We start from the raw sequence: 14,686 nt of genomic DNA, 5'->3' as shown, positions 1-14,686 counted from the left end.
TCCGACACCGCCACCGGGGAAGGTTGTTCAGACTGTCGACCACCACAGGCACCGGGAAACACGCACGCGGCAAATCCCGGATGCGGTCGGAGACGGGAAGGCCCGCAGGGCACTGGCCCGGCATCTCCCCAGGGGGCAACCGGCCGGCACCGCCTGCCGGACACGGTCGGTCAGGTCGTTGATCAGGTAGCACAGGGAGACAGTACACAGTGCGGGATTCGCGGCGACATCGCCGGACACCACCGCACCGGACCCCGGACCTCGAGGTCGCGCCGGTGGTCGGGGAACACGGCGTGCCGGTGGTCAGAGCGGTCCACCGCCGGTGAGCACGGGGACTCCCGCGACGGGCGGGAAACGACGCCAGGGTCATACGCCTCCAGTCCCCTGTCCCGAATTCCCGGCCAGCGGGCCGGATGAGTCATCCCCCTACCCGATCCATCATCGGGGGCCTCAACTCCCGTTCCCTGCGAGATGTGGTGCGGGGCGTCGAGGATGACCGGATCGACCGATGACGGAAGACACATCGATGCAGGGACGAGCCTCCGGCACAGGGCCATCTCCCCGGGCCGTGCCGGCCAACGGTGCGGAGTGGAGGTAGCCACGGGTGCCGGTGTGCGGGAAATCAACTCCGACGAGGACACCGTGTCGAACACTCGAGGCGGAACCTCGATGTCGTCGGGTTCTTCTCACCTACCCGTTCCGTGTCACCGACCGTGATCCGATCAAGGTCGGGATCCCTCTCGGCGGCGTTGACCCCGGTGGCGTGGGGTCCGGATCGGGGTTGCCGACCCGAAAAACGACGGTCGGATCAGGGCGCGGCGCGGAGCCCAACACCGATGCAGTGGTGACGGATATTTCTGTCACCGCCGGGCTCCGACAGGTTTGCGGGAGATGATCCACCGCGCCACGGTACTCAACGGGACACTTCATCGCGATGCCCCGACAGTTCCCGCAGCAGCGGTACGGGGGTCAGCCTCTTGTCTTGAATATACCCCGGGGGGTATATTCACCGTGCTGAGACATCCACCACCGAGACCACCGGGAGCACACCATGAGACTCGTCATCGTCGGGGGTGTCGCAGGGGGAATGAGCTGCGCCGTCCGCGCCCGTCGCCTGGACGAATCCGCCGAGATCATCGTCCTCGAACGCGGCCCCCACCCGTCCTTCGCCAACTGCGGACTCCCCTACTACGTGGGCGGGGAGATCACCGACCCGGGCGCTCTGCTCGTCCAGGCCCCGGAGTCACTGCGCGACGCCCTCGACATCGACGTCCGCGTCCACCACGATGTCGTCGGCCTCGACGCCTCGGCCCGCACCCTCTCCGTCGACACGCCCGACGGGAACATCCGGATCTCCTACGACGCACTGGTGCTCGCGCCCGGTGCGAAACCCTTCCTCCCGCCCGTTCCGGGACTCGACTCCCCCAGGGTCTCCACGCTGCGCACAGTGGACGATGCGACGGCCCTGCGGGACCGGGTGACCTCGGGTGCCCGGAACGCGGTCGTCCTCGGCGCCGGTTTCATCGGGGTCGAGGCCGCCGAGGCGCTGGCGTTGGCGGGGCTCCGGGTGGACCTGGTGGAACTCGCCGACCACATCCTCCCGCCGGTGGAGCGGGAGATCGCCGGCCCGGTGACCGCGGAACTCGAACGCGCCGGCGTCACCGTCCGGACGGGGGTCGCCGCGGAGCGGATAGAAACCGGGGCCGAAGCGGACACCGTGGTCCTCTCCGACGGCACCCGGCTGCGCGCCGACCTGATCGTCCTGTCGGTCGGCGTGCGCCCCGACACCACCGTGTTCGAGAAAGCCGGGGTCTCCTGTGAGCGCGGGGCGATCATCGTCGACGAACACGGACGCACCAACCTGGACGACGTGTGGGCCGTCGGTGACGCCGTCGCCGACACCGATCCCGTCACCGGGTCCCGACGCCCGGTGGCTCTCGCCGGTCCGGCGAACCGCGCGGGCAGGCTGGTCGCCGACGACATCCTCCGTCCGGGTACCGCACGCCGGACACCACAGCCCCTGGACACCGCCATCGTGCGGGTCGGCGAGGCGACCGTCGCGATGACCGGCGCCAACCGTTCGGCGCTCGAGGCGGCCGGGATACCGTACTTCACGGTGCACCTGCACCCCCTGCAGCACGCCGGCTACTTCCCGGGCGCGACGCAGGTCCATCTCCTCGCGCACATCCACGCGGAGGACGGCACCCTCCTCGGTGCGCAGGCACACGGGGTGGACGGCGTCGACAAGCGGATCGACGTCCTCGCCACCGCACTGCGCACCCGCATGACCGCCGCCGACCTCATCGACCTCGATCTCGCGTACTCCCCGCCCTACGGCGCGGCCAAGGACCCCGTGAACATGCTCGGCATGATCGCCGCGAACGTCACCGACGGCACGGTACGGCTCTGGTACCCGCGGGACCTGCCCGAGGTTCGGCGCGACTGTCTGATCCTCGACGTCCGCGGCGTGGCCGAGGTCGACGCCGTGCGCATCCCCGGGGCGCTGAACATCGCACACACCGAACTCCGCGACCGCATCGACGAGGTCCGCGGCGCCGCGGACGGAAGGCCCGTGCGGATCCTGTGCGCCTCCGGCGTGCGCTCCTATCTCGCGTACCGGCTCCTGACCCAGCACGGCTTCGACACAGCGACCCTCTCGGGAGGGATGCTCACCCTCGAAGCCTGGCTGGGGCACAGTGCTAACACCGTCCTCGAACACGGTCGGAACTGACCCGCACGGCAGCCACGACCACCGGACACCATCAGACGAAGGGGAACCACCATGACCGAATTCCAACCCGAGGACAAGAAACGCATCCTCAACCGGCTGCGCCGCGCCCGCGGACAACTGAACGCAGTCATCGAGGCGGCCGAATCCGGTGCACCCTGCCGGGACGTCGTCACCCAGCTGGCGGCCCTGAGCTCCGCACTGGACCGCGCCGGATACGCCATCATCTCCGGGGCGATGAAGGGCTGCATCCGGGACGGGGACTCCCGGGAGGACGGTGATCTCACCCCCGAGGAGCTGGAGAAGCTGTTCCTCATGCTCGCCTGAGCCGCACCACCCGACAAACACCACCCCACGACAAACCAACCCCACACGGAGGAAAACAATGTGCAGAGCAGTCACCTGCCGCAAATGCGGAAAAACCACCTGGGCCGGATGCGGCCAACACGTCGACCAGGTCATGCGCAACGTCCCGAAATCGGAGCGGTGTCCGGGGCACGCCGATGAACCCGCGACCGGATTCCTCTCCCGGTTGTTCGGACGCCACTGACGTCCGCCCCTTCCCCCCCCCCCCGGGAGCGTCTCGCGTCACTACACTCGGCGGTGTTCGGACTACCACGAGACCCAGCCGCCCGACTCCCGGGACGGTGGCGGAAGGATGATTGCGCCATGACCGAGAACACCACGAACTCCGGGCGATCCACCGTCCGCCTCGACGTGAAGCTCACCGGGGAGACATCGGACGCCATCCCCGTGGTCCTCATCGGATCCCTCGGCTCCGACCGTTCGATGTGGGAGGAGCAGATCGGACCGCTGTCGGAGAAGTGGCCGTTGATCGCCGTCGACCTGCGCGGCCACGGCGCCTCCCCGGTGCCGGACGGGCCCTACTCGATGCCGGCTCTCGCGGCAGACGTGCTGGCGACCCTCGACAACCTGCGGGTCCGGCGCGCCCACATCGTGGGTCTCTCCCTCGGCGGCGCGATCGCCCAGCAGATCGCGCTCGACGCACCCGAGCGGGTGACCAGCCTGACCCTGGTGTCCACTGCGGCGAAGTTCGGCGAGGAGCAGACGTGGCGGGACAAGGCCGCCACCGTGCGTTCGGAGGGAACGAAGGCCCTGGCGGACACCGTCGCGCACAACTGGTTCACACCGACGTTCGGTGAGGCCGGGGCGTTCGCGGAGTACGAGGCCATGGTGTCCTCCTGCCCGGACGAGGGCTACGCGGCGTGCTGCGAGGCACTCGCCGAGTTCGACTCCCGCCCCCGGCTGGGTGAGATCAGCGCCCCGACGCTGGTCATCTCCGCCGCCGACGACCCCTCCACCCCGCCGGACGTGGTGCGCGTCCTCGCCGACGGGATCCCCGGCGCCCGCCTCGAGTCCGTGAGCCCGGCCGCCCACCTCGTCAACGTGGAGCAGGCGGCCGTGGTCAACCAGCTGCTCGCCGACCACTTCACAGCGGCGGTCTGATCCCGCCCGGACAACAGCCGGACACGAAACCGCCCGCCCCACCGAACAAGCGGTGGGGCGGGCGGTTTTTCACGTCCGGGCCGAATCAGTCATCCGGCCCGGGAACGGAGGGCGGGATCAGAGCATCTTCCACTCTTCGAGGCCCTCGTACAGCGGGTAGGACTCGGCGAGTTTCGCGGTGCGGGCACGCAGCGCGTCGACATCGGCGTTCTTGCCTTTCGCCAGGGCGGTGCCGATGATGTCGGCGACCTCGGTGAACGCGGCGTCGTCGAAGCCACGGGTGGCCAGCGCCGGGGTACCGATGCGCAGGCCGGAGGTGACCATCGGCGGGCGCGGGTCGAAGGGCACGGCGTTGCGGTTGACGGTGATGCCGACCTGATGCAGCAGATCCTCGGCCTCCTGGCCGTTGAGCTCACTGTTGCGGAGGTCCGCGAGCACGAGATGGACGTCGGTGCCGCCGGTGAGGACGTCGACGCCCGCGGCGGCGCAGTCGGAGCCGGTGAGGCGCTCAGCGAGGATGCGGGCACCATCGAGGGTGCGCTGCTGGCGGGCGGCGAACTCCTCGGAGCCGGCGATCTTCATGGCGACGGCCTTCGCGGCCACGACGTGCATGAGAGGTCCGCCCTGCTGTCCGGGGAACACGGAGGAGTTGAGCTTCTTGGCCCACTCCTGCTTCGCCAGGATCATGCCGGAACGGGGGCCGCCCAGGGTCTTGTGGACGGTTGTGGACACGACGTCGGCGTGCGGCACCGGGGAGGGGTGCACGCCACCGGCGACGAGACCCGCGAAGTGGGCCATGTCGACCCAGAGCTTCGCTCCGACCTCATCGGCGATGGAACGGAACGCGGCGAAGTCCTGGTGTCGCGGGTAGGCGGACCAGCCGGCGATGAGGACCTGCGGCTTCTCCTTGATGGCCTGCTCGCGGACGCGGTCCATGTCGATGCGGAACGTGTCCTCCTCGACACCGTAGGCGGCGACCTCGTAGAGCTTGCCGGAGAAGTTGAGCTTCATGCCGTGGGTGAGGTGGCCACCGTGGGCCAGTGAGAGGCCCATGATCTTGTCGCCGGGGTTGGCCAGGGCCATGAGAACGGCGGCGTTCGCCTGCGCACCGGAGTGCGGCTGGACGTTCGCGAACTCGGCGCCGAAGACCTCCTTGGCCCGGTCGCGGGCGAGGTCCTCGACGACGTCGACGTGCTCGCAGCCGCCGTAGTACCGGCGCCCGGGGTAGCCTTCCGCGTACTTGTTCGTCAGGACGGAGCCCTGTGCCTGCAGGACTCCGCGCGGGACGAAGTTCTCGGACGCGATCATCTCGAGGGTGTCCCGCTGACGTGCGAGTTCGTCGCGGAGGACCTGCTCGACGGCGGGGTCGAGTTCAGCCAGCGGAAGCCATCGTGAGTCGGCGTTCGGGGTGGAGCTGGATTCGGTCATGTGTGCCCGGTTTCCCTTCGTGTCAGCACCTCCCGGGACAAGACCACGCCCCGGAATATTCAAATGCCCCGTAAGTCTATCCCCCGCGGACGTGATTGTGGATCGGGAGGTCCGCCCACGGGCGCACCCGCCCCCGTGTCCGTGTGCGGGGCACCGGTGTGCACAATGGACCCATGGCACGCCCACGGGAGATCAGCCCGTACCTGGACTTCGACCGGACCGAGTGGCGGCATCTGCGCAAGTCGATGCCGCAGGTTCTGACGGCGGACGAGGTGGTCCAGCTGCGCGGTATCGGTGAGAACATCGACCTCGACGAGGTCGCCGACGTCTACCTGCCGCTGTCCCGTCTCATCCATCTCCGGGTGAAGGCGCGGAGGAAACTGATCAGCACCACCTCCACCTTCGTGGACAAGCCGGCCGAGCACGTGCCGTTCATCATCGGTGTCGCGGGTTCCGTCGCGGTGGGCAAGTCGACGACGGCACGTCTGCTGCAGGTGCTGCTGCAACGGTGGGAGTCCCATCCGCGGGTTGATCTGGTGACGACGGACGGTTTCCTCTACCCCACCGCCGAGCTGGAGCGCCGCGGCCTGTCATCCAGGAAGGGATTCCCGGAGAGCTACGACCAGCGTGCCCTGATGCGCTTCGTCACCGACGTGAAGTCGGGCAGCCCGGTGTGCCGGGCACCGGTGTACTCGCACGAACTCTACGACCGGGTTCCCGACGAGATGGTCGAGGTCCGACAGCCGGACATCCTCATCCTGGAGGGGCTGAACGTCCTGCAGACGGGTCCGACCCTGATGGTCAGCGATCTGTTCGACTTCTCCGTCTACGTCGACGCGCACAGTGACGACATCGAGGAGTGGTTCATCCACCGTTTCATGGCCCTGCGCGCGACATCGTTCAGCAAGCCCGGTTCGCATTTCGCACACTTCGCCGAGCTTGACGACGAGGAATCGCGTCAGGTGGCCCGGGAGATCTGGCAGTCGGTGAATCTGCCGAACCTGGTGGAGAACATCCTGCCGACCCGGGTGCGTGCGTCACTGGTTCTCGTGAAGGGACGTGACCACCTCGTGCAGCGGGTCCGGATGCGCAAGATCTGATCCGGGTCAACCACGCGGGCGGATCAGCCTCCGGGTCGGTTCACGCCCTGTTGCGGTGCACCCACTGTTCCACGGGTCCGAGCTCCGCATCATCGACACGGTCGATGTCACGCCCGTACTGACGGACGATCTCCTCCTCGTTCTCGTTGCGGTTCGACTTGCGGCGGAGCATCTGGTTCAACGACCACAGTGCCCCCCTGTGGACCCTGCTGAGCTGAGAGTGCATGAGCCTGCCCGGCAGGTAGAAACGGGTGACGCGCCCGGCATTGTCGCCGAGTGCCTTGGCCGCCACGTCCTGCTCACGGACCCAGGTACTCACACTCATGCCGACGACAGCCAGTGCGGTCGGGCGGCCGCCGAGATCATTGCCCCGCAGCCATTTTGCCCCGCTGATCTGGTTGGCGTAGTTCGGTGAGAACACGACGACAGGTCCGGTGCCCGGGAGCTGCCCGACGGCGGAGGGGGCGTCACCGAGGGCGATCGGGATCACCCCGAGACGCTCAGCGAAACTCCGGGCGTACTGCTCGGTGGATCCGTAGGTGGAATCGAAGATGACGGTCAACTCGGGCGTGCTCATCGTTGGGTCCTCACAGAAAGCGGGTCATTTTCCGAAGCGTCTGCTCCGGAAGGCGTAGGAGCGGAGCGCCCGGAGGAAGTCGATCCTGCGGAACGCCGGCCAGTAGGTGTCGGTGAACCAGATCTCGGAGTAGGCGGCCTGCCACAGCAGGAATCCGGAGAGACGCTGTTCCCCCGATGTCCGGATGACCAGATCGGGGTCGGGCTGTCCCGAGGTGTAGAGGTGGCGGGAGATCGAGTCGACACCGATCTCGCCGACGATCTGCTCCGGGCTGAGCCCCTCACCGGCCTTCTCGGCGACGAGGTCCCGGACGGCGTCGACGATTTCCTGGCGGCCGCCGTAGCCGACCGCGACGTTGACGGTCACCCCGGTGTGTTCCCCGGTCTTCCGGGCGGCCGCACGCAAGCGTTCGGCGAACTCCTCGGGGAGGAGGTCGAGATGCCCGACGAGCCGGACGCGGCAGTTGGTCTCCGGGTCGGCGAGTTCATCGACGACGTCGCCGATGATGTCGAACAGCAGCTGCAGCTCATCCTCCGCGCGGCCGAGATTCTCGGTGGACAGCAGGTAGACGGTGACGAGTTCCACTCCGGTCTCATCGCACCACCGGACCATCTCCCCGATCTTCCGGGCCCCGACACGGTGCCCGTGGCTGACATCGGCGAAGCCCGCCTCGCGGGCCCACCGTCGGTTCCCGTCGCACATGACCGCAACGTGCTTCGGTCGCCGGCGACCGCGGATCTCGCGGCGCAGCCGGTTCTCGTAGACCGGGTAGAGCAGTTGCGGGAGGAGTTTCACGGTACCGATTCTAGTCGCGGGCGCCCCGGGAGGGGCACGGGGTGACGCATGGGGAGACTTCCACAGCCGACTCCACGGCTGCGGGGCGGTTCATCAGAACCAGAGGCGCTTCGGGGTCTTCAACCCTTCATCAGCCATGGCCCTGTCGATCGCCTCCCGGTCGAAGGGGTCGATGCCGTGCGCCTCAGCGAACTCCCTGCGCCGGGCCATGCTGCGGACACGGCGACTGAGCGCCCACCCGATGTAGAGCACGATCGCACCGAGGAGCACCAGCACGAACAGCCCCACCGGGGAAGCCTTGCCGAACTCCGGGCCGAGCGGACCCGACCGCTCCGCCTGCGCGAGAATGACACCGGCGGCACCCTGGATGTCCATCTAACTCTCCTCTGTCCCGATACCCGCGAACAGATCCGTCTCCGGCAGGGTGGTCCGCACCCTGGTCCGCGCAAGTTCGAATTCTTCCGTCGGCCACAGCTTACGCTGCACATCAACCGGGGTGGCGAAGAACATGCCGGCCGGGTCGATCTGCGTGGCGTGCGCCCGGAGGGCGTCGTCCCGGTGGTCGAAGTAGTCCGCGCACGGCACCCGGGTGGTCACCCGGGCCATGATGTCCGCGCGGTCACTGTTCCAGCGCTCGAGCATCGGGCCGAACGGGCTGGGCCGGCCAGAGGCGACGAGTTCGTCATGGAACAGCTTCATCCGCTGCCGGATGAATCCGTGGGTGTAGTACAGCTTCAGCGGGGTATGCGGCTCCCCCAGCTCCGGGTGGTAGTCCGGGTCACCGGCGGCGTCCCAGGCGACCATCGACACTTCGTGGACCTTCAGGTGGTCGGGGTGCGGGTAGCCGCCGTTCTCGTCGTAGGTGACGATGACCTGTGGGCGGAAGTCCCGGATGATTCGGACGAGATCCCGCACCACGCGGTCGGTGTCCGCGAGCGCGAAGCACCCCTCGGGCAGCGGCGGAAGCGGGTCGCCCTCGGGCAGTCCGGAATCGACGTACCCGAGCCAGGCGTGCCGGCACCCGAGCGCCTCGGCGGCGGCGGCCATCTCGTCATTCCGGATCTGGTCCATGTTCTCGAGGACCCCGGGACGATTCATGGCCGGATTGAGGATCGATCCACGCTCACCGCCGGTGCAGGTGACGACCATGGTCTCGGCGCCCTCGGCGGAGTACCGCGCGAGCGTGGCGGCACCCTTGCTCGCTTCGTCATCCGGGTGCGCGTGGATGGCCAGTAGGCGGTGCTGACTCACAGTCTTGTCATCCTTCTTTCGCGGCTGTCTGCGGTGCGTCGGGCCGGTTCCCGCCCGACGTCGGCGTTGTCCCGGGACCATCCTAGACAACCCCCGGACCGCCCGGCACCGCCGCCCCGGGACACGTCTATCATGGAATCCGTGCACCCCGACGGGCTGCACCGGTTCCGGTCGCGACCGGAACCGGACGCACGGACAGACAGGAAGGCCGCCACCGTGGAGAAGCCGTCCCCCCGCCAACAACTGCCGGCCGACCGCTACGCGGTCACCGCCGACGGCAGCCGGGGAAACCTCTCGGGCCGTCTCATCGCGATCGGATCCGTCCTCTTCCTCATCGCGGCGGTCGTGGTCACGGTCCAGTACTTCCAGAAGACCTCGGCCGCCACCGTCAACGCGACGACCTCGGGGTTCGAGCGCGCCGACGACGAGTCGACCCTGCGGATGTTCGTGGACGTCACCCGGAAGAACACCGACACCGAGAGCTACTGCATCATCCAGGCACTGGACTACGACAAGATCGAGGTCGGGCGCCGGGAGTTCCTCATTCCCCCGGGCGGCGACCGGACGGAGCGCTACACCGTGGAGATCCCGACGCGCGGCCTCCCCGTCGCGGGGAAGGTGTACGGATGCCATGAGAAGGTACCCGCGTATCTCACGGAGGCCGAGCCCCGCTGAACCCGGCTCCCGGCAACGGCCCGTGTGTTAGAATCCATCGCGAAACAGCCCTGACGACACACGTGTGTCCGGCGTTGTTCCCGGACAGTGGATCCCGTTGAATCGGGCGGTCACTGCAGGCCCCACAGTCACGCCCCGTGGGCCGCACCCCGGACGCTCCCGCGTCTGACCGGTGCGGGCCCGGGGCACTGTCAGCTGTCCGGGAACATCCCGCGCCGACGACACATGTACCGATGACTCCATCGGCGCAGGGGCGATCGGAGGATGTGCACCCGCCATCCTCCGATCACGACGACGAAGACTGGGAAGGCACCGACACCATGGCTGACAATCAGAAGCAGTACATCACCCCGGAAACCAAGAAGAAGCTCGAGGCGGAGCTCAACGAGCTCATCGCCCACCGGCCGGTGGTCGCTGCGGAGATCAACGAGCGCCGCGAGGAGGGCGACCTCAAGGAGAACGCGGGATACGATGCCGCCCGCGAGATGCAGGTCGAGGAGGAGGCCCGCATCCAGCAGATCTCCCAGATCCTGGCCAACTCCACCACCGAGCGCGCCGCCGTCGAGGAGGGTGTGGCTCACGTCGGGTCCGTCGTGCACGTCTACTACGACGGCGACGAGTCCCAGAAGGAGACGTTCCTGATCGGCACCCGGGCGGCGGCCAGCGACAACAAGGACCTCGAGACCTACTCGGAGCAGGCTCCGCTGGGCAAGGCCGTACTGGGTGCCCGCGAGGGTGAGACCCGCGAGTACACCGCCCCCAACGGTCGCGTCATCAGCGTCACCGTGGTCTCCGCGGAGCCGTACAACTCCGAGAAGTACGCGACTCTGCGTTCCCAGAGCCAGTAGACCAGCCCCCCACAGAGAAAGGCCCGGAAACGATCATGACCACCCGTACCCGTACCCTGGCGGCCGTCGCCGCCGCAACCCTGGCCCTCGCAGCGTGTTCGCCGCCCAACCAGGTCCCGACCGAGGAACGCGTCGTCACCGCCACGGAGCTGGACGCGCCGGCCAGCATCGAGATGGACGAGACCACGGCCATGCCCACCACCAGCGCGCAGCACGGTGAGTCCACGACACACGGCTCCACCACCGCCACCACGACGAGCAGCGCCACGGATCCCGAGACGCTCCCCGGTGTGATCAACTGCGTCAGCGCCCCCACCCAGCGCCCCACCAACCTGAACCTCGCGTGCTCCGGCAACGACGACCGTCTCGTCGACATCGTCTGGCTCACGTGGACCGAGGAACAGGCCACCGGCACCGCCACCCGCATCACGAACACCTGTGATCCGACCTGCGTCGACGGCACGGAAGAGACGACCCCCGACGTCGAGGTCGTCCTGAGCCTGCCCCGCAACACACCGCAGGGTCCGGCCTTCACCCAGATCACCGTCGATGGGGAGACGATCGCCCTCTAGGGCCCGCTTCTCCTCTCCGACCCACCCGGCAACCGGTTCCAGTTTTCACCGGTCGCCGGGTTTCTTTCTGCCCGCCCACCGACGCTCCACCGGACGACGGGATGCACGGGATGATCGCGCGGAGCCCCCTCCACCAGATACGGAAGAACCCCGGCAGCCGCCCGCTGTCAGTGCGGGGGCTACCGGGGTTCTCGGTCCGCCGGTTCGTCCGGGTGATACCCGGTCAGCGGTTGTTGAAGTAGCTCAGCAGACGCAGGATCTCGGTGTAGAGCCAGACCAGGGTGACCGCGAGGCCGAGGGCGACGCCCCAGGCCATGTTCGCGGGAGCACCGGCACGGACGAGCTTGTCCGCGGAGTCGAAGTCGACGAGGAAGCTCATGGCGGCGAGGACGATGCACACCAGCGAGAAGATGATCGCGATCGGACCACCGTCACGCAGGACGTTGAAGGAGGTGAACATCGACATCAGCATGTTGCCCACGATGAGGATGAGGACACCGACCATGCAGCCGACCAGGATGCGGGTGAACTTCGGGGTGACCTTCACGGCGCCGGACTTGTAGACGTACAGCATGCCGAGGAACACACCCACCGTGCCGAGCACCGCCTGGCCGATGAGGGCTCCGGCGTTGGCGCCACCGACGAGCACACCGGAGAACATCAGGGAGATCCCACCGACGAACAGTCCCTCGAAGGCGGCGTAGGTCAGGGCGATCGGGGCGGAGCCGTACTTCTTTCCGAACGAGAAGATGAGGACGGTGATGAGTCCGCCGATCGCTCCGACGATGGTGAGCAGCATGGCGAGGCCGGGATTGACCATCGCTCCGATGAAGAAGTTGACCACCGCCAGCGCGACGATGATCCCCAGCACGATACCGGTCTTGGTGACGATGTCGTCCACCGTGATCGGGCGCTGGGCCTCGGGGGCACCACCCTGCTGGGCGAGGTACGGGTCCTGGTATCCGGCCTGCGGGTAGCCCGTCTGGTAGGGGTTCTGCTGGGGCTGGTTCCGATTGCCCGTCAGTGAACTGAGAACAGGGTTGCTACTACGCACGTCGTCCCTGGTCCTTTCTGTTGTCCTGGATCTGTCCTGAAGACGTTTACATTCCTTACAACGCTGCTTCCGACCTGAAAGTTCCCGGGAGCGGGTAAAGAAAAGGTAAAGCCGGGGAACGGGCCAACGGCCGACTCCCCCGGCTTCACTGCACTCCAGGATCTGGTGCCCTACCCGACGGCCGAACCACCGGCGATCTCGGTGAACTGCTCGTTCTGGAAGTCCCGCGGGGAGATGCCGTGCATCCCCTTGAAAGCCCGGGAGAACGCCGCCGTGGAACGGTACCCGACCGTCTGCGACACGTCCTTGGGGCGCAGGCCCGCCCGCAGGAGCTTCCGCGCCTCATCCATCTTCTGTGTGAAGGTGAACACCGATGGTGCGGAGGCGGTGTCGGTGCGGGTGACCACTCCGAGGGCGCTGCGGTAGCAGTCCACGACGTCCGCGAGACCGGGAGTGGCATCCAGGTCGGTGTCCGCGCTCATCGGCAGGGCGATCGATCCGGCGGCGATGTCCAGTCGGGTGTTCGTGCCCGCGGGAATCGTCGCACTGTCCCCGTTTCCGAGGAAACGGCAGTAGCCCGGGGTGGTCAACGTCGCGGTTCCCCGGTAGACCCACAGGACCACATCGGAGCCGGTGGACCGGTGCCAAGTGCTCGACGAGGGGATCTCGGGAGGCGTTCCCGCGGGAGCCATTCCGACGGAACCGGGGGTGTAGGCGGACGGCGTGCAGCCGGTGTGCCGGCGGAAGGCACGGGTCAGTGATGAGGTGGCGGCGAAGCCGACGAGATTCGCGACGACCGCGACGGAGAAGTCCCGTGCGAGGAGTTCCGCGGCCGAGGACACCCGGTAGGCGGTGCGCCACTCTGAGAAGGTCATCCCGGTGGATGCGAGGAACTGCCGCTGCAGCGTCCGGGCGGACACCCGGTGCTGCTCGGCGAAGTCCTCGAGTGAGGTCTGGTCACCGGGGTTGACGCGCAGCCGCTCGGCCACGGCGTTGGCCTCCTCGGCCTCGGGGGCCGGCGGTGGGGCGGCGGGGTCATCGAAAAGTCTGGCGATCTCCGGCGAGAGTGTCCGGGCGCCACGGAGGTAGCCCAGCGACCGGGAGAATTCGTAGACCATGAAATCGCCCCATTCCACGCCGAGGTGGACGCGGCGGGACGGTCCGGAGATGCCCAGATTCGGAAAGACGATCGGGATGACCAGACCATCGCCGGACACCGTGGACGGCCCTGCGGCGAAACAGAGTTCGCCGGCGGGGAGTTCACACCTCCAGGTGCCGACTCTGATCGTCGCGGAACCCGAATGGCACCACAGGAGGGCCGGGTGGGGGTAGGAGACAACCATGTCGTACCTCAATCATCTTTAGGCGACGCTAACCTAAACGATAGTAACGGTAAGGCAACACTAAGGCATCACCGACCTGAACGAAAACTCTTGCCAATTGCCGTTAGCGCAACCATTCGTTGAGGTCAAGACATCCTTCTTTCGGCTACCCCCAGTCGATCACCCACCCCCATTAAGGGGAGTCGTGCGAAAAATCACAACTTCCCGGCAGTGGAACCGGTGCAGCGTCGGCGGTTTTCCGACGCACCCGATGCGCCAACCCTGATGGTCACCGAACAATTCGACCCGCGACATTTCCCGTGGGTTCACGGCACACACCGCGCGGAGCCATCACCGGAGATGGAAGGGCCGCCTCCGTCCACCGCGGACGGATCCCCTCCGGTGGTCGGCGGCCGGGCCCAGCGTGTGCGCTCCGCCACCTGTCCCCCGCCCCGTGATCATCTGCCGACGACCCCGGTGGACGGGTGATCGCGGGAACGAAACATCCCGGCCGGCGTCCGACCCGGGAATGACGGACGCGGGATCCTCGCCGACCGCCTGCGCGAGCCACCGGGGACTGCCGACGCCCGACTACCCGCGTCCCTCATTCCCGGTCGCGGCACACCCGCACGAAATCCCGGAGGCCGAGGGAATCCGGTCGGGGACGCCGGTGCCCCTCCCCGGGTGTCACCGTTCCGGCCCTCCGACACGGTCCACCGCTTCGGATGGTCGCCTTCTGATACCCCGACGCTGGTGCCCCCAGTGGGACTCGAACCCACACTGCGCGGATTTTAAGTCCGCTGCCTCTGCCAATTGGGCTATAGGGGCATGCCGGCACAGTTTAACGCACCGGTGGAGCTTTCCCTTCC

The 14,686-nt window shown here is 67.6% G+C and carries 15 protein-coding genes and 1 tRNA gene; 8 read left to right on the top strand and 8 right to left on the bottom strand.

Going from position 1 to position 14,686, the window contains the following annotated elements:
• Positions 1-1,051: 1,051 nt before the first annotated feature.
• The 4 genes from JIM95_RS08160 to pcaD all read left to right on the top strand — a co-directional run bounded on the left by JIM95_RS08160 (position 1,052) and on the right by pcaD (position 4,195).
• A complete protein-coding gene (locus tag JIM95_RS08160; RefSeq protein ID WP_200259854.1) occupies positions 1,052-2,731 on the top strand; it encodes an FAD-dependent oxidoreductase in 1,680 nt (559 codons plus the stop codon).
• A 51-nt stretch (positions 2,732-2,782) separates the two neighbouring features.
• The gene (locus JIM95_RS08155) at positions 2,783-3,055 is read left to right on the top strand and encodes a metal-sensitive transcriptional regulator (RefSeq protein WP_200259851.1); all 273 of its coding nucleotides are present in this window, start codon (positions 2,783-2,785) and stop codon (positions 3,053-3,055) included.
• A 58-nt stretch (positions 3,056-3,113) separates the two neighbouring features.
• Positions 3,114-3,278 carry a hypothetical protein gene (locus tag JIM95_RS08150; protein ID WP_200259848.1) on the top strand — a complete coding sequence of 55 codons (165 nt, stop codon included), beginning with the start codon at positions 3,114-3,116 and terminating at the stop codon, positions 3,276-3,278.
• Between the two features lie 119 nt (positions 3,279-3,397).
• Entirely contained in the window at positions 3,398-4,195 is a 798-nt protein-coding gene (gene pcaD, locus JIM95_RS08145) for a 3-oxoadipate enol-lactonase (protein ID WP_200259845.1), read from the top strand.
• A 117-nt stretch (positions 4,196-4,312) separates the two neighbouring features.
• On the opposite strand, the gene glyA is transcribed toward pcaD, so the two are convergent.
• On the bottom strand, positions 4,313-5,623 hold the full coding sequence (glyA, locus tag JIM95_RS08140) for a serine hydroxymethyltransferase (RefSeq protein ID WP_200259842.1): 1,311 nt from the start codon (positions 5,621-5,623) through the stop codon (positions 4,313-4,315).
• Between the two features lie 173 nt (positions 5,624-5,796).
• Between glyA and coaA the strand changes: the two genes are divergently transcribed.
• Positions 5,797-6,723: a type I pantothenate kinase gene (gene coaA, locus JIM95_RS08135; protein WP_200259839.1), complete on the top strand. Its 927-nt coding sequence runs from the start codon at positions 5,797-5,799 to the stop codon at positions 6,721-6,723.
• Between the two features lie 40 nt (positions 6,724-6,763).
• On the opposite strand, the gene JIM95_RS08130 is transcribed toward coaA, so the two are convergent.
• The 4 genes from JIM95_RS08130 to mca all read right to left on the bottom strand — a co-directional run bounded on the left by JIM95_RS08130 (position 6,764) and on the right by mca (position 9,346).
• On the bottom strand, positions 6,764-7,300 hold the full coding sequence (locus JIM95_RS08130) for a flavodoxin domain-containing protein (protein WP_200259837.1): 537 nt from the start codon (positions 7,298-7,300) through the stop codon (positions 6,764-6,766).
• Between the two features lie 24 nt (positions 7,301-7,324).
• On the bottom strand, positions 7,325-8,095 hold the full coding sequence (locus JIM95_RS08125; protein WP_200259834.1) for an isoprenyl transferase: 771 nt from the start codon (positions 8,093-8,095) through the stop codon (positions 7,325-7,327).
• A 93-nt stretch (positions 8,096-8,188) separates the two neighbouring features.
• Complete coding sequence (locus tag JIM95_RS08120) at positions 8,189-8,470, bottom strand: hypothetical protein (protein WP_200259829.1); 282 nt, start codon at positions 8,468-8,470, stop codon at positions 8,189-8,191.
• A complete protein-coding gene (mca, locus tag JIM95_RS08115; RefSeq protein ID WP_200259826.1) occupies positions 8,471-9,346 on the bottom strand; it encodes a mycothiol conjugate amidase Mca in 876 nt (291 codons plus the stop codon).
• 216 nt (positions 9,347-9,562) lie between these two features.
• On the opposite strand from mca, the gene JIM95_RS08110 reads away from it, so the two are divergent.
• The 3 genes from JIM95_RS08110 to JIM95_RS08100 all read left to right on the top strand — a co-directional run bounded on the left by JIM95_RS08110 (position 9,563) and on the right by JIM95_RS08100 (position 11,441).
• A complete protein-coding gene (locus tag JIM95_RS08110) occupies positions 9,563-10,021 on the top strand; it encodes a DUF4307 domain-containing protein (protein WP_248113501.1) in 459 nt (152 codons plus the stop codon).
• Positions 10,022-10,341: 320 nt separating this feature from the next.
• Positions 10,342-10,869 carry a transcription elongation factor GreA gene (gene greA / locus JIM95_RS08105; protein WP_200259819.1) on the top strand — a complete coding sequence of 176 codons (528 nt, stop codon included), beginning with the start codon at positions 10,342-10,344 and terminating at the stop codon, positions 10,867-10,869.
• Between the two features lie 35 nt (positions 10,870-10,904).
• Positions 10,905-11,441, top strand: coding sequence for a hypothetical protein (locus JIM95_RS08100; RefSeq protein ID WP_200259816.1), 537 nt, complete (start codon positions 10,905-10,907; stop codon positions 11,439-11,441).
• A gap of 223 nt (positions 11,442-11,664) precedes the next feature.
• On the opposite strand, the gene JIM95_RS08095 is transcribed toward JIM95_RS08100, so the two are convergent.
• The 3 genes from JIM95_RS08095 to JIM95_RS08085 form a co-directional block, all read right to left on the bottom strand.
• Complete coding sequence (locus JIM95_RS08095) at positions 11,665-12,495, bottom strand: Bax inhibitor-1/YccA family protein (protein WP_200259813.1); 831 nt, start codon at positions 12,493-12,495, stop codon at positions 11,665-11,667.
• A gap of 170 nt (positions 12,496-12,665) precedes the next feature.
• Positions 12,666-13,838 (bottom strand): helix-turn-helix domain-containing protein, encoded by a 1,173-nt coding sequence (locus tag JIM95_RS08090; protein ID WP_200259810.1) that lies wholly within the window; start codon positions 13,836-13,838, stop codon positions 12,666-12,668.
• Between the two features lie 730 nt (positions 13,839-14,568).
• Positions 14,569-14,645: transfer RNA gene (locus JIM95_RS08085), tRNA-Leu, on the bottom strand.
• Positions 14,646-14,686 lie beyond the last annotated feature (41 nt).

This window comes from Corynebacterium antarcticum, from assembly GCF_016595285.2.
Classification (GTDB): domain Bacteria; phylum Actinomycetota; class Actinomycetes; order Mycobacteriales; family Mycobacteriaceae; genus Corynebacterium; species Corynebacterium antarcticum.
The sequence above is the reverse complement of the archived record's forward strand: the minus strand, read 5'-3'. Positions and strand labels throughout refer to the sequence as shown.

What these genes read in the sequence shown, in the direction of transcription:
- JIM95_RS08150 (WP_200259848.1), top strand. Translation starts at nt 3,114, where the DNA reads ATGTGCAGAGCAGTCACCTGCCGCAAATGCGGAAAAACCACCTGGGCC.
- glyA (WP_200259842.1), bottom strand. Translation starts at nt 5,623, where the DNA reads ATGACCGAATCCAGCTCCACCCCGAACGCCGACTCACGATGGCTTCCG.
- JIM95_RS08100 (WP_200259816.1), top strand. Translation starts at nt 10,905, where the DNA reads ATGACCACCCGTACCCGTACCCTGGCGGCCGTCGCCGCCGCAACCCTG.
- coaA (WP_200259839.1), top strand. Translation starts at nt 5,797, where the DNA reads ATGGCACGCCCACGGGAGATCAGCCCGTACCTGGACTTCGACCGGACC.
- JIM95_RS08155 (WP_200259851.1), top strand. Translation starts at nt 2,783, where the DNA reads ATGACCGAATTCCAACCCGAGGACAAGAAACGCATCCTCAACCGGCTG.
- JIM95_RS08160 (WP_200259854.1), top strand. Translation starts at nt 1,052, where the DNA reads ATGAGACTCGTCATCGTCGGGGGTGTCGCAGGGGGAATGAGCTGCGCC.
- JIM95_RS08120 (WP_200259829.1), bottom strand. Translation starts at nt 8,470, where the DNA reads ATGGACATCCAGGGTGCCGCCGGTGTCATTCTCGCGCAGGCGGAGCGG.
- greA (WP_200259819.1), top strand. Translation starts at nt 10,342, where the DNA reads ATGGCTGACAATCAGAAGCAGTACATCACCCCGGAAACCAAGAAGAAG.
- JIM95_RS08130 (WP_200259837.1), bottom strand. Translation starts at nt 7,300, where the DNA reads ATGAGCACGCCCGAGTTGACCGTCATCTTCGATTCCACCTACGGATCC.
- pcaD (WP_200259845.1), top strand. Translation starts at nt 3,398, where the DNA reads ATGACCGAGAACACCACGAACTCCGGGCGATCCACCGTCCGCCTCGAC.
- JIM95_RS08090 (WP_200259810.1), bottom strand. Translation starts at nt 13,838, where the DNA reads ATGGTTGTCTCCTACCCCCACCCGGCCCTCCTGTGGTGCCATTCGGGT.